Source organism: Sphingobacterium sp. Ag1 (assembly GCF_000988325.1).
GTDB lineage: Bacteria > Bacteroidota > Bacteroidia > Sphingobacteriales > Sphingobacteriaceae > Sphingobacterium.
The window spans coordinates 42910-57869 of sequence record NZ_LBGU01000020.1 but is presented as its reverse complement, the minus strand read 5'-3'; the positions used below and the strand labels follow the sequence as shown (position 1 = coordinate 57869).

Here is a 14960-nt window from a genome sequence, read left to right as displayed (position 1 = left end):
GATCGAAAATGAGGTAGCCCCCAAAGAAATTAAAAAATAATTTGCACCAGTATACTGAACAATAAAGCCTTGCGAATGGTTTTTAGTGCTAGCGTTAGCTGGTTTTCTACGGTTTTCGTCGATATGGCTAGCTTTTTAGCAATTTCTTGGTGCGAAAGATTGGAAAACCGGCTTAGCATAAAGATCTCCCTGCGTTTCTTTGGTAATTTATCGACAATTTCATGAAGTGTGGATGAAAGTTGTTTGGCATAAAAATCATCATGAGGACTATGCCGCAAGACAACTGTCTGATCGTGATCCAAAAGTTTCTTTCGATTATACTCTGCTTTGACCAAATCAATCACTACTGTTCGGGTGATACAGAAAATCTGGGATTCTATGCTGGAATCAATATTTTTGTCACGCATATTTTTCCAGAGTTTGATAAATACACGCTGCACAGTTTCTTCGGCTAGATAAGAAGATTTGGTTTTGTTGAGCGCATATTGGTATACTTTGGAACTCCATAGGTCAAAGTATTCCTCAAATCTTCGGACAATAAACGCATAATTGATTTCCATAGTGTAGGCTTGGAATAAATGAATTTAGCGATAATGCGCTTTCGCTCCAAGTTTTTTAAAAAATATTTTGCCTCCGTTCTTGATGAGTGAGATTTGTTCTCTGAATGATGCTCGATGTACGGTTATAGACTCTCAATTGGGCATTGCGTTTTGGTCGGATGTATTAATACCCTTAGACTGTATTTATACCTCTTCTTGGGCGTTTTGATACGTATGTTTCGAATCTTGTATTTGGACTGGCACAAAGTTTGAATTTTACCCTGCTGTAATACATAAATTATTCACATTAACACATCGACGTATGAAAAAATTAATTCAAACACTGGGACTAGGTATGCTTATTTTAACAGTATTAGTAGGCTTTACATCATGTAGCAAAGATGATGATCCAGCTGATAACGATCTTTTTGTTGGAAAATATGAAGGCACTATTGGCTTTGACGACATGAACAACAACGATAACGATGTTGCCTCGGCAGAAGGAACGGTTACTGTAACAAAAGTTGGCGATACCTATAATTTTGCTTTTGGAAATGGCATTCCTAATCTCAATGGAGTAGATTTTGAAAAAAAGGATAACGTCTTAGTTAATATCGGCTCAGCAGGGACGGGATTTATCCGTATTGATGCCGGTAAATTGACAATTGGTTATACAAAAGACGGCAAGGCATGGACGGCCAATTGTAACCGGAAATAGTCCTGCGAAAAATAGAAATCGCCTGTTTTCCAGGTGAATGTTGTGAATTTAACATTTTATAACATTATTTTCTAAACGATTTGCGGAGCGATACTGTTCTATTAACAAACAATAAAACGAAAATAATTATGAGCGAATTAACATGGAAAGGCCGTTGGAACGAAATCAAAGGTAAGGTAAAACAACAATATGCAGACCTTACCGACGATGATCTATTGTATGCTGAGGGCAAAGAAGACGAATTGGTAGGTAAACTTCAAAAGAAGACCGGTAAAACACAAGATGAGGTAAATAAGTGGTTGAACGATTTGTAGGTTTAGCATTGTGTGATAAAAAGCGGATAACAGTATTGTTATCCGCTTTTTTAATTTAATTTGTCCAATGATACCTGTTGAATCCCTATTGCCTTGGACGGATTATTTTCGTTACAAATCCCCAACAGCGCAATACCTTTTATTTTTTGTTAAAATTGAATCGTCGCGCGATGCTAAATCCCCAGCGAAATTGCCCTTTGCCCCATGAGCTATTTGTTTCGCTGATAAACTGAGATTCTTGTATTGCGGTCGCATTGGTAAAATTGAGATGGAAGATATGGCCTCCGGTATCCATTTCTAGACCGACACCCAAAGCATTATAGTAACGTTGACCACTCACTTCTTCACGGTACTTCTTGTTCGATGCTTTTCGGAAAGGCAATGTATAGTCTGCGACTAGCGCAATTCGATTACTAACCTTAGCCCGCCCACCGATACCGATAGCGAATACATCATTCTGATCATTAAAAGCCGTGTAATTTCGGTGAAGATAAGAAGGAACTACAACGAGCGAAAGATCTGAACTGAATTTTCGGGCGATGATGAGCTGCGTTACATAACCCAATCGGTCATTGAAGTTCTCAAAGCTTGCTGCTGAAGACTTATCCGTACTAGCTTCCATCGCGGATAGGGTAGTGCTTCCAAAAAAAGCTACGGAAACAGGTATGCTATTGTCGACGGTTTGTTCGATAAATCGGTATTTCACATTACCCTCAAATAGCTGCCGAACAGCCGTTGCGCCCTTCGCGCGGGCGATTCCAATGTTCAGGTTATCGAATAAACCATAATCAAAACCTATTCGGATGTCGGTCGAATTATCGAGGCCAAAGAAATTTTTACCTCCACCCGCGCTGCCCGCGATATTGCCAAAGCGGTGATCTACTCTAAAGTCCATTTCATTACGATGAATTGTTTCTGTGGTCTTGAGATTGATCAAATTGCCGGATTTAAAGGTCGCCGTGACTTTTTCATTTTTGGGTGCATCGATATGGATTAATTTATCGAGATCTTCCTGCGCAAATGACTTTGCGAAAGGAAAGCACAGGAGTATAAGTAGTATTTTTCTCATTTGTAATGAATTCGTATTATGGTTTGTAGGTCGCATCAACGGTGATTTTGACTACTTCAGCGATTTTTTTTCCAACGATGGAAGGAATAGAAATTTTATGATCCGCAAGTCTGACCTGAAAATTTGCTGCCGCCTTTATCGTGCCATCTGTAACAGTAAATGTTGCCTTTGTACTGTAAGGTTTAGCAACCCCATGGATCAGAAGTGTGCCTCTTACGTTCAGCGTATAGCTGCCATCTTTTGTTAATTTGTCCGCGTTGTCGACTTTGCCTTTAAATTCTGATAGGGGGTATTGATCACTTTCCATGTAATTTTCATTGAAATGCTCCTGCATGAGCTTTTTGTCAAATTGAAAAGATGTATTTTTTACCCGAAAGATGATATCTCCGGTTTGAAGGTTCATCGCTGAAGCGCCTAAGGTACTTTTGGCTTCGATGTCTTCCAATGGCGCATTACTAAAAAAGGTGATGCTGGTCTCTTTTGAAACAAAAGAAGCCTTTTGCTGCGCAAAGGTTGTCATAGCGATGAGCATCATGAAGAGCGCTATGTACATGTTGATTTTTTTCATATGCCTAACATTAGTTTTCAGGTGAATTCCTTTTGATCCATGCATCCAGCAGTTCTATTTCTTTTGCGGAGAGTGAGCTGCCTAGTGGCATGGATTTGGTCACCAGTACCGCATTATTAATCTTTGCAATATTGTCTTTGACGGAGATATAACCACTGAACGTCCATCGTCCACTTGCCGAACGTCCTGTCGCGTGGCACGAACTACATTTCGTTTCAAAGAGTGCTTTAGAAAAATTTGTGTAGGACACATTTTGGACCGTCACAGTTTCAGTGCCGTTATCCGGATTGTTCGTAAGTTCTTGCGCCTGCTTTTTGGTACAGGCGGAGAAGGAGAGAACCGTTAAGGTAAAGAATAAAATGACTAAGTAACGATCTGCTCTGAGGCAAGGATTTACCGTTTTTAGATTTTGTGCCATAAGTTTGAATAGTTAGTTTGGTTTAGTTAGCAGGGGCCACGGCAGAGTTGTCGTTTACGATTGGCCAAACGCCAACGCGTGGGAAACTTATCCCTTTATTATCTCCACGCTGTATATCCTGGCCGAAGTAATATAAGGGCCATCCTTTGAACGTTAATTGTTTCTTTCCATAGACGGTAATGACAGCGATGTCAGCCGTACGAACAAGCGAAGGCAGAGCTCCAGTCTCTTTTTGAAAGATAGGCCAGATCGCATCATTACTGAAATCTGCAGCAGTATAATTGTTTTTGTTGAATTTGTCGGGTTTAAAGGCATACAACGTTCTGCCCTTATCATCGGTTAGGTAAATTGTTTTTCCGGTTCCTTCGGTATAGTCGCCCAAATAGTTTTTAGTATCGTGTCCGATAAGTTGCGCATTGGCAACCATGAGTAAATAATCGGGTTTGGCCACGTACCATATTTTATTGACAGCATCTCCTTTCACCTGACCAGATTGACTATCGCCTGCATAGTAGTAAAGTGGCCAGCCTTTAAATGTACTTTGTTTGGAGCCATCTTCGCGTGTTATTTCACCGAGCAGGCTTTTGTCAATTTTCAGGTCTGTGCTTGTTTCGCTGCTATAATAAACTGGCCAGGTTGCTAAACAGTTGCCGCTGCAGGTCGAAGTTCCTTTTGTATCATTCGAAAAGAAATAGAGTGTTTTGCCGTCAGCATCGGTCAGAATGGTGCCGAATTGGGCATGGGCAGACAATTGCAAACCCTTGTTTTTATGTTCGACATTGCCAGGCTCACTATCGCTCTTTGAACATCCAGAAAACATCGCTAAGGTCAATAGGCCACCTATAAAAGTTAATTTGACTTGTTTTTGGTTTGATTTCATAATGGTATGTTTTAAAATAATGTATTGATATTACGGTCAGGCAGGAGAAAAGGTTGCTTTAAAATTGGCTTGAAAAAATATATTTTTTGGAGGCAACCTTTCGGATTATCCATTCGTATTAGACTTAATACTATATTTATCAAAAGAAAGAAGCAATATCGAGTGGCGATAACAGAAGTTGACGAAAAATCTATCCATATTATTAAAGGATGTATTGATGAGGACCGCAGGGCCCAGAAAGATCTTTACACCATCTACTACGCTATGTCTTTAGGGATATGTCTGCGCTACGCTAATAACAGGGAAGATGCTATCAGTATTTTAAATGAGGGCTTTTTCAAGGTTTTTAAAAATATCAACAAATATGATTTTCAGAAGCCTTTTTCCATATGGATCAAAAAAATCATGACAAATACTGCAATTGATTTTTATCGGGCAAAGATTAAACAGGGCGTCTTAGTAGATGTATCCATGTATGAGCATACCATTGTTGAAGATGATAGCATCAGTCAAAAGTTAAACTATGAAGATTTATTGGCGATGGTACAGCAGCTTCCACCTGCCTACAGGACAGTGTTCAATCTCTATGCCATCGATGGTTATGGACACGAAGAAATTAGTGGCATGCTGGGAATTGCCATTGGAACATCAAAATCTAATCTGCATAAAGCACGTGGTAGACTGGCTGAGATGGTGGAAGTACAAGGGGTAAAATTTGGTAAAACGGAAGAGAAAAGATGATGGAAAAGGATAAGAACAAGATTGATGAGCTATTTAAGGAAGGCTTAAGTAGTGCTAACTTTGACATTGATGAATCACATTGGCAAGATATAGAATCGCGATTGGACAATGAAAGGCGTGTAAAGAGACGAAAGATCGTCGTCTTAACGAGCTTGGCAGCTACACTTGCAGCAGTTTTAACGATCTTTTTTGTTTGGAATAGCGCGTTATTTAAAACCAATAATTTACCAGGTGAAATAAATACAGCCGGTATTTCGCCGGAAAAGGAGATTCCGGAGAACAAAACTGTTCAACCTAAGGACTATTCACCAGACGAAACCAAACGGGATCAAAGGTGGATTCCATTTCAACCAATCAAACGCACCAATAGTGTGCTACAGCTACCAAATGAAGCTATTATACTGCAGGATATGCTTTTGAGTAAGATAGCGGATAAAAATACAATAGGGATACAAGACGGAAGGCTGAATACCGCATTTACGATTCCACACATGGAATATAACACGCGGAGATTGCCTCGTTTCAACTTAAAAGAAGAACCCGTCGAAGGGCTAGGGGAACGTCTGGCTACAATCTATCAGCCTAAAGAAAGTCCAGCATCCATGGCACAGGAAAGAGAGCGGTCGGTTGTTAGTTTCTTGGCAGGGCCAGATCTAACAAGCGTGCGAGGGGCTGGCGAATCCTCCCTTAGTGAGAACATCGGTTTGGCCTATTCCTATCCTTTGACAAAAGGATTGCGTGTGTCTGTGGGAGCGACCTATGCTAAAAAGAATTATAAAGCAGCTTATAAATTTTATACGCCATCAAATCCGCCAGAGATGACCCAATTGCCGAGCAATGTGAGCGCTGTATGTGATGTTCTTGATGTACCACTCACAGCGAGTTATACGGTATTGAAAAGTAAAAAAGTGAAGTTTAATGTCAGTGCGGGACTTTCAAGCTATTTTATGCTAAAGGAAAAATACACGTTTGATTATGAGAGCGGAGGTAGCTACGGTGGATCTCAGAAAAGTGCCGTCTATGAAGTGAATGGAGAGAACCAGCATATCTTTGGTGTTGCCGATTTTTCGATCTCCATTGAGAAGAAAATCAACGATAAAATTAACATCGGTGTAAAACCTTTTGTAAAAATGCCATTGACAGGGATAGGCTACGGAAATGTGGATCTGGAATCTAAAGGCGTCGCGTTTACCTTGGGAATGAGTTTGTAGTTCGGATATATTCCATCAAAGATGACAAGTTAAACCTATGTTTAGCGAGCTTGTACGTTTTACTAGCCTGTTTGTCCCCCCCCCGAAAAAAATTGGTACCTGATCTTTCTGATCAGGCAAATAAGTATGTTTCTTTTTTACTGTATATCGTCATTCACTTCAAAATGCATCTAAAATTAAACTTCTATTACATCTTAAGGTGCTGTACGTATGTGAACAATTCGGTTAATAACTGTTCGCATACGTACATTTCATTTTTTGAAGCAGATCTTAAATCGGCCATATTGGGGCCGCAGGAGGCATAAATGAATTTTTGGCCCAACTGGTATACTATTTGGCACGGAGCTAATAAAATTGATCTTATGTTCTTATGCATTTTGAAGTTCAATTTTCATTTCAGTCATTCACGGATTGTTGATTTAAAGTCCGTGAGCAGCTGGAGCGGTATTTTTAAGTCAATAGATAAGTAAGAGAAAAAATAACACGATAAAAAAGATAGTATGAAAACTCTCGTAAAAACATTCACAGTAGCAGCTCTACTAGCAGTGTCAACATTTGCTATGGCAGCTGAAGGACCGGGTTCAAAATCGAGCCCAGTCAGCATTAACCTATCGACCGCAGACTTTGCTCTGGAGCACTATGTCGCCGTAATCACTGCAGGTGAATCAGCTGGAGTAGAACAGTTGTTTGCTGAAGACTTTAATCTAAAGGTCCAAACAGGTACTTTGAAGTCATATAGCCGCTATGAAGTGGTTAAATCCTTGAAAAAACAAAAGAATATCCAGCTGAATTGTACGGTTAGCACACATGTACTTGAACAGGCTACAGATTATATGGTGGCCAGGGTAACGATGAAATTTGAAAATTTTACCAAGACCGATCTTGTTACCCTGGTGCGTGAAGGTAAAGATTGGAAAGTCTCCAAATCCATCAATTCCTATAAATAGAAATCATTGTAACTAAATATATAGGTTGTTTAGCCGCGTCGGGAGATGCGGCTTTTTTTTGGCCAAAAAGCATGATTTGACGAATTTGCCCCTTAAAATAAGAAGATTTTACCCCCCTTCCGTTGTAACGTTTTTGATAATATTGCAAGTGTCAATACGACATTTTATAGTGTTGACAATGTTAAATAACCAAGAGTGTTTGCCTGATTAGATGAATACCCGCTCCAAATCATATAAAAAATAGGTGTAGGGAAAGTCAGCTGGCTAAAACTCAAAAACAGCTAAATAACCAAGTTTAATTATGATGAATTTATCAATCAAAAGTGGATTGTTTGATCCTTGACTTCCCAATGAAACGCAATAATGCTACTTCATATTGCCATACTACGCTTCCTCAAAATATTTTAATTACTAAACAGTTTTACTTATGAAAAGAAAAATAGTATTCACACCGTGCTGGCTTTGTTGTATCTGCTTTTTACTTTTAAGCTTACAGCAGACTTATGCGCAGTCAATAACTGTACGGGGCCAGGTTACCGAAAATAATAGGCCACTGGCTGGAGTGACCGTTAAAAATATCGGTTCCAAAATACAGGCCCAGACAGATACACAGGGGAAATATACGCTAAGTGCACCCTCAGTTACAGCAGTAGAATTTACCTTCCTAGGCTATGCGAAGCAGCGCTTTGAATTTAGCCAGCTCAAACAGATCGGCCAAGGAAACTACGAGCTTAACGTGCAACTTGATGCTTCCGAAGGAGATGTTTTGGATGAAGTTGTGGTGGTTGGTTTCGGTTCGCAGAAAAAAACAAACTTGACCGGTTCGGTTGCAGTGGTGGATGCCAAGCAACTAGAAAATAGGCCGGTAAGAAATGCTATCCAGGCACTGCAAGGACTGGCACCAGGCCTAAATATTTCCCAAAACTCGGGAACGATGGAAACCAATCCATCCATTAATATCCGGGGGACGGGCACCATCGGAACCTCTTCTTCGGCACCACTGATTTTAATCGATGGTTCTGAAGGATCTTTGGCGGCATTAAATCCACAGGATATCGAAAGTGTTTCCGTCTTGAAAGATGCTGGTGCTGCTTCGATCTATGGCTCTCGAGCGGCTTTTGGGGTTATCTTGGTCACCACAAAAGCTGGAAAAGCCGGAAGAACTTCGGTAAATTATAATAATAGCTTTCGTATGAATGCTCCAACATTAATGCCCAAGATGATGGATTCTTATACGTTTGCACAATACTTTAATCAGGCCGAAGTCAACGCAGGTGGTTCACCACATTTCTCCGCAGAGCATCTGCAGCGTATTTTGGATTATCAAAACGGAAGCCTGAAAAATTCGACTATAGTCGATCCAAACAATAAATTGTACTGGGCTGAAGGATATGCCTATGGTAACGACAACAACGATTGGTTCGATGTCATGTATCGGGATCAGGCTTTTGCTCACGAGCACAACCTAAGCCTCAATGGTGGAACCGAAAAAACAACTTATTACCTTTCAGGCAATATCATGAAACAACAAGGGTTGATGGCCTTCAATACGGACCATTACGACCGTTACGCTGTCGCTGCTAAAATCAATTCTAAAGTATCTGACATCTTTCAGGTAAATTACAATGCACGATTGGTGCGTGAAGACTACGACCGTCCTGCTGCATTGACCAATAGTTTTTATGACGATTTAGGCAGACAGGGTTGGCCAACGCTACCTCTGTATGATCCAAATGGCTACCTGTTCAGTTCGCCCTCACCTGCACTTGCCATGAAAGAAGGCGGACAGGATAAATCAAGTAAGGACTACATTTACCAACAGTTACAACTCATCCTCGAACCCATTAAAGGGTGGCGTACAACTGGTAATTTTAACTATAGGACCACAACTCAATTTCGTCATTGGGACTCGCAGCGCCTTTACAACCATGACGTGAATGGTGATCCGTATTTGTATAAAAACTCATCCAATGTCTACGAATTTGGTTTAAAGGAAAACTACTATAACATTAACATCTTTTCCGATTACGATAAGAGCTGGGGTGATCATCATGTTAAAGTTATGGTTGGTGGTCAGATTGAACATACGGCCTATCGCAATCTTGGTGTGCAACGCGACGGAATCATTATCCCGGATCAACCGGTATTAAATCTGACCTCCGGCACCGACATCAATGGAAAAGCAGTAGTGCCTTCTGTATCTGGTGAATATCAAAAATGGGCAACAGCGGGTTTCTTCGGCCGATTGAATTACAATTATGCAGAAAAATATCTATTGGAAGCTAATTTGCGTTATGACGGTTCATCACGCTTCCGCAGCGACAGCCGCTGGGGCTGGTTTCCTTCAGTTTCTGCAGGATGGAACATCGCCAAAGAAAACTTCCTTAAAGATTCGGCACCATTTATTAATATGCTGAAATTAAGAGCTTCCTACGGAGAGCTGGGCAATCAAAATACCGATGTCTGGTATCCGACTTATGTCACGCAACCAACGGGTACAGCCAATGGCGCTTGGCTAATTAATAATGCTCGACCAAATTCTGCTTCGGCTCCAGGCTTAGTAAGTGCCTTATTGACCTGGGAATCCATCAATACCAAAAACTTAGGCGTCGATTTTGCCTTTTTAAATAGCCGACTTTCTGGTTCTTTTGAGGTCTTCGAACGAAAGACATTTAATATGGTGGGGCCAGCGCCACAGTTGCCTAATACATTAGGGACGACAGTTCCTCAAACAAATAATACCGACTTAAAAACAAGAGGGTTTGAAGCTACACTGGGCTGGAATGACCGTACAGCCAATGGTTTTGCATATGGAGCAAAGTTTCTCCTGTCGGATTATACCACAACAGTAACACGCTATCCAAACGCAATAGGGTCATTATCAAACTATCGGGAAGGCCAAAAGTTGGGTGAAATATGGGGATATCAAACCCTTGGTATCGCAAAGACAGAGGAACAGATGAGTCAACATCTGGCGAGCTTGCCCAATGGTGGACAAAATGCATTGGGAACACAATGGGGGGCAGGCGATATCATGTATGCGGATTTGAATGGCGACGGAAAAATAGATGGAGGAAGCAATACGCAGGCCGATCCTGGTGATCGTCGTGTGATTGGAAACAGTACGCCGCGTTACTCCTTTGGATTGAATCTGAATGCGGATTACAAAAATTTTGACTTTAGTATTTTCATGCAAGGTGTCATGAAACGCGACTATTGGCAAGGTGGCTATTATTTTTGGGGAGCGACTTCAAAATGGTGGTCAACGGGCTTGGTCGATCATCTTGATTATTTCCGTACCGCAGACAATTCATTGGGCGAAAATCTGGAAGCATATTACGCACGTCCTGTTTTTGGTACTGCTAAAAATCAACAGACGCAGACGCGCTTTTTGCAAAATGCAGCCTATATCCGCATAAAAAATATTCAGCTAGGCTATACCTTACCGAAAGAAACAACCAAACGTTTTGGTGTGGAGCGTCTACGCGTATACGTTTCCGGAGAAAATATCTGGACCGGCTCAAGTGTAGCGGGAATGTTTGATCCCGAAACTATTGATGGCGGAAGCAATGGAACGGTTTATCCATTGACTAAAGTCTGGTCTGCAGGTTTAAGTGTTACATTTTAAGTCGATTCATTATGAAATTCAATACTACTATTTTTAGATTGATGCAATTGGGCCTTGTCGCTTTGGTAGGCCTAGCTTCCTGCAATAAATATTTGGATATTGCACCCCCTTCGTCCATCATACCTGAAGCTTATTTGGATGAGGAGTCACAACTTGCTGCTTATACCGTAAATCAATATGCGGGACTATTTCCTTCGCATGGCAATTGGTCCTTTGGCACGTTCGGCATCGACGGAAACACAGACAATATGGCTATTCCAACACTCGATAACAAGTTTATTCCAGGCCAATGGCGCGTTGGATCGAACGGCGGTGACTGGGATTTTTCAAGTATTTATCAGATGAATTATTTTATCAATACGGTGGTTCCCAAATGGAAGGAAAATCGTGTTCTCGGAAATACCAATAACATAGCACATTATATCGGTGAAGCCTATTTTTTACGGGCTTATGTTTACTTCGGGAAATTGCAGGCCTTGGGCGATTTTCCTATTATTCGCAATGTGATGTCGGATAAAGACAAGAATATTTTAGTGGAAGCGAGCAAGCGTTCACCAAGAAATGAAGTTGCTCGTTTTATACTTTCAGACTTGGATTCGGCCATTACCTTGCTGAACCAAAGTTCTCCCGACGGCAAGAAGCAGCGGATCTCAAAAAATGTCGCCCAGCTGTTCAAGTCCCGCGTGGCCTTGTACGAAGGCACCTGGCTCAAATACTTCAGTGGAACAGCATTCGTCCCTAAAGGACCAGGATGGCCTGGGGCGGCAAAATCATACAATAGCAATTATGCATTTCCGACGGGAAGTATTGCCGGAGAGATCGACTACTTTTTAACGCAGGCCATGGAATCGGCAGCTGCGGTTGCTGACAATGTGCCGCTGGTGAGCAATACCGGAATAATTGAATCTGCCAACAATGAGAATCCTTACTTTAGTATGTTTGGTGCCGTGGATATGTCCAGCTATGGCGAAGTGCTTTTGTGGCGACAATACAACCAGAGCTTGGTGACACACAATGTGCCGGTATATGCACAGCGTGGCAATTATGCTGTTGGATTGACGCGCAGTCTTGTGGAAAGTTTCCTGATGTCCAATGGACTGCCTATTTACGCTGCGGGCAGCGGTTATGCTGGTGATGATTACATCGCAGATGTCCGGAAAAATCGCGATGGTCGTTTACAATTGTTTTTAAAAGAACCCGGCCAAAAGAATGTATTGGTCAATATCGGACAAGGTACACACTATACCCTTATTGAGCCCACACCGACTGTTTACGATACCGATTGGGAAAGACGTTATACAACGGGGTATACCATACGTAAAGGTATTTCATACGACGGTTTACAAACGCTAAACGGACAGGGATTTACGGGCAGTATTACCTTCCGAGCTACCGAAGCTTACCTCAATTATATGGAAGCCTGTTACGAAAAGAATCAAAATTTAGATACGAAGGCACAGGCCTATTGGCGTGCATTGCGTGCGCGTGCTAAGGTCGATCAAGATTTCAATGCAACCATCGCTGCAACACAAATGGATAAAGAGAAGAAAGATTGGGGCGCGTATTCTGCAGGACAGTTTGTATCACCTACACTGTACAATATACGTCGCGAACGCAGAAGCGAACTCATGGCGGAAGGCCTGCGTTGGATGGATCTCAAGCGCTGGCGTGCAATGGACCAGCTGACTACAACAGCAGACCATTTTGAAGGTTTTAAACTCTGGGGGCCGATGAAAGATTGGTACAAACCCGAACAGCTGATTTATGGCGCTACCAATGATAAATCTGTCGTTTCAGATCCTGCACGGAGTGAATACCTCAGACCATTGGAGGTCCGAAGCAATGCCCTGTCTTATACTGGGGTGAAATTTGCCATGGCGCATTATCTTGCACCTATTGCCATCGAGCATTTCCAGTTGGCTTCGGATGATGGTACAGCAGAAAATTCTGTTATTTATCAGAATCCAGGATGGTCACTGATCAGTGGAACTGCCCCAACCGGTTTGTAGAAATATAAAAAGGGATATGTGTCATCTCATTATTACACAAATACGAATATATCCCTCTTTTTGACTCAATATCCCCCTTGACTACGTAGGAAAAGGGGGATATTTTTGTTTACTGATCATCACGAGCTGTTAGCTCAGAGAAACTTAAACTAAATCATGAAAAAACTTTTATCTGTCTGTCTTAGTTTGCTGTCAAGTTGTTTTATCGCCTATAGTCAACCGCCCATCCCACCGCAGTATAAATTGGTCTGGTCGGATGAATTTGATTATAATGGTGCGCCCGACACCACTAAATGGCGTTTCGAAGAAGGTTTCAAGCGTAACCGGGAGGAACAATGGTATCAAAAGGAAAATGCTTCCTGTCGTGACGGCATGTTGGTTATTGAAGCAAAAAAAGAACAACGTAATCATCCCGGTTTTATTCAGGGCAGCTCTGATTGGATTGCCAGCCGTAAAAAGATAACCTATACTTCTGCTTCGATAAATACTTTAGGAAAGCAGCACTGGAAATACGGGATTTTTGAAATCCGCGCGCGGATCCCTGTTGGAGAGGGCCTTTGGCCCGCATTCTGGACTTTAGGCACGAGCAAGGAATGGCCATCCAATGGTGAAATAGATATCATGGAATATTATCGCGGCAATATATTAGCCAATATCGCAACTGGCACTGACCAACGGTGGAAAGCACATTGGTTCGGTAAGACAAAAGCAGTCAAAGATCTTGGCGGAAAGGCTTGGGCAGATCAATTCCATATTTGGCGCATGGTTTGGGATGAAGATGCCATTACGCTTTATGTGGATGATATCGAAATGCTCCACGTCCCTATAGATCAATTGGTCAATCGGGACGGTACAGGATTCAATCCATTTACCCAACCACATTATCTCCTGTTAAATTTGGCCCTCGGTGGAACAAACGGTGGCACGATAGCTGATAAATTACTTCCCGCTAAATATGAAATTGATTATGTCCGGGTCTATCAAAAAATAGAACGTGCTGAAATGAATAGTTTTACGCCAGGGGAAATATGGAAAGACCAATCCGGTCATCTGGTCAATGCCCATGGCGGCGGCGTACTTCATCAAAATGGGAAATATTATTGGTACGGTGAGAAACGTGGCGGAACGGCATCACAGGGCGTCAATGTGTACTCATCCAATGATTTGTATAACTGGAAGTTTGAAGGGTTGGCCCTCACACCTAGCGCAGATTCTACAAGCGATATTGCCTGGGGCTGTATTATGGAACGGCCAAAGGTTATCTATCATGAGCAGCTGAAGAAATATGTCATGTGGTTCCACCTCGAGTTGAAGGGACAGGGTTATGCAGCAGCTAGGGCCGCCGTTGCTACCAGTGACTCTCCATTTGGGCCTTTTCAGTTTGTCCACAGCTTCCGGCCAAATAACAATATGTCACGCGATATGGGTTTATTTGTAGACACCGATGGCAAGGCTTACCAAATCTATTCATCGGACGAAAACTATGCCTTACGCCTGGTTCAATTAACCGATGATTACCTGCATGTAACAGCGAAAGATTCCTTACTCTTCCGGAATCATCGGGAAGCCCCAGCTTTATTCAAGCATAAAGATCAGTATTATCTGATCACTAGCGGATGCACCGGCTGGGCTCCAAATCGTGCAGAGCTCCATGTCGCTAAGAGTCTTTTTGGCCCCTGGAAATCCCTTGGTGATCCAATGCAAGGGCCAAATTCGGCTTTGACTTATGGCGGTCAATCCACATTTATTCTCCCTGTCGCAGGAAAAACAGATGCCTTTATCTTTATGGCCGACCGCTGGAACCCCAAAGATCTTATGGATAGCAGATATATCTGGCTACCGGTAGATCTCCAAAATGAAAAAGTACAGATAAATTGGAAGGATCAGTGGGATTTAAGTGTATTTTACTAGGGCGGCC

Annotated in this window: 13 protein-coding genes; 8 read left to right on the top strand and 5 right to left on the bottom strand. The window is 42.0% G+C overall.

Annotation, left to right across the window (positions count from 1 at the left end):
- Positions 1 to 29: 29 nt before the first annotated feature.
- Positions 30 to 560 (bottom strand): sigma-70 family RNA polymerase sigma factor, encoded by a 531-nt coding sequence (locus AAW12_RS02795; protein ID WP_046672093.1) that lies wholly within the window; start codon positions 558 to 560, stop codon positions 30 to 32.
- A gap of 301 nt (positions 561 to 861) precedes the next feature.
- Here AAW12_RS02795 and AAW12_RS02790 point away from each other — a divergent pair, with 301 nt between their 5' ends.
- Both AAW12_RS02790 and AAW12_RS02785 read left to right on the top strand, forming a co-directional pair.
- Positions 862 to 1257 (top strand): hypothetical protein, encoded by a 396-nt coding sequence (locus AAW12_RS02790; RefSeq protein WP_046672092.1) that lies wholly within the window; start codon positions 862 to 864, stop codon positions 1255 to 1257.
- 128 nt (positions 1258 to 1385) lie between these two features.
- A complete protein-coding gene (locus AAW12_RS02785; protein ID WP_046672091.1) occupies positions 1386 to 1571 on the top strand; it encodes a CsbD family protein in 186 nt (61 codons plus the stop codon).
- A 139-nt stretch (positions 1572 to 1710) separates the two neighbouring features.
- Here AAW12_RS02785 and AAW12_RS02780 read toward each other — a convergent pair whose 3' ends face one another.
- The 4 genes from AAW12_RS02780 to AAW12_RS02765 are packed head-to-tail and all read right to left on the bottom strand — an operon-like array spanning position 1711 to position 4506.
- A complete protein-coding gene (locus tag AAW12_RS02780; RefSeq protein WP_046672090.1) occupies positions 1711 to 2640 on the bottom strand; it encodes a DUF5777 family beta-barrel protein in 930 nt (309 codons plus the stop codon).
- Between the two features lie 16 nt (positions 2641 to 2656).
- The gene (locus AAW12_RS02775; RefSeq protein WP_046672089.1) at positions 2657 to 3208 is read right to left on the bottom strand and encodes a YceI family protein; all 552 of its coding nucleotides are present in this window, start codon (positions 3206 to 3208) and stop codon (positions 2657 to 2659) included.
- Between the two features lie 10 nt (positions 3209 to 3218).
- A complete protein-coding gene (locus AAW12_RS02770; protein ID WP_046672088.1) occupies positions 3219 to 3626 on the bottom strand; it encodes a c-type cytochrome in 408 nt (135 codons plus the stop codon).
- A 22-nt stretch (positions 3627 to 3648) separates the two neighbouring features.
- Positions 3649 to 4506, bottom strand: coding sequence for a hypothetical protein (locus tag AAW12_RS02765; RefSeq protein ID WP_046672087.1), 858 nt, complete (start codon positions 4504 to 4506; stop codon positions 3649 to 3651).
- 162 nt (positions 4507 to 4668) lie between these two features.
- Here AAW12_RS02765 and AAW12_RS02760 point away from each other — a divergent pair, with 162 nt between their 5' ends.
- The 6 genes from AAW12_RS02760 to AAW12_RS02735 all read left to right on the top strand — a co-directional run bounded on the left by AAW12_RS02760 (position 4669) and on the right by AAW12_RS02735 (position 14953).
- A complete protein-coding gene (locus AAW12_RS02760) occupies positions 4669 to 5247 on the top strand; it encodes an RNA polymerase sigma factor (protein ID WP_053003506.1) in 579 nt (192 codons plus the stop codon).
- A complete protein-coding gene (locus tag AAW12_RS02755; RefSeq protein ID WP_046672086.1) occupies positions 5244 to 6458 on the top strand; it encodes an outer membrane beta-barrel protein in 1215 nt (404 codons plus the stop codon). The genes AAW12_RS02760 and AAW12_RS02755 overlap by 4 nt, the downstream gene beginning before the upstream one ends.
- Before the next feature lie 500 nt (positions 6459 to 6958).
- Positions 6959 to 7405 carry a nuclear transport factor 2 family protein gene (locus AAW12_RS02750; RefSeq protein ID WP_084823056.1) on the top strand — a complete coding sequence of 149 codons (447 nt, stop codon included), beginning with the start codon at positions 6959 to 6961 and terminating at the stop codon, positions 7403 to 7405.
- A gap of 427 nt (positions 7406 to 7832) precedes the next feature.
- Positions 7833 to 11033 carry a SusC/RagA family TonB-linked outer membrane protein gene (locus AAW12_RS02745; protein ID WP_046672084.1) on the top strand — a complete coding sequence of 1067 codons (3201 nt, stop codon included), beginning with the start codon at positions 7833 to 7835 and terminating at the stop codon, positions 11031 to 11033.
- Positions 11034 to 11044: 11 nt separating this feature from the next.
- Complete coding sequence (locus AAW12_RS02740; protein WP_046672083.1) at positions 11045 to 13042, top strand: RagB/SusD family nutrient uptake outer membrane protein; 1998 nt, start codon at positions 11045 to 11047, stop codon at positions 13040 to 13042.
- A 156-nt stretch (positions 13043 to 13198) separates the two neighbouring features.
- Positions 13199 to 14953 carry a family 43 glycosylhydrolase gene (locus tag AAW12_RS02735; protein ID WP_046672082.1) on the top strand — a complete coding sequence of 585 codons (1755 nt, stop codon included), beginning with the start codon at positions 13199 to 13201 and terminating at the stop codon, positions 14951 to 14953.
- Positions 14954 to 14960 lie beyond the last annotated feature (7 nt).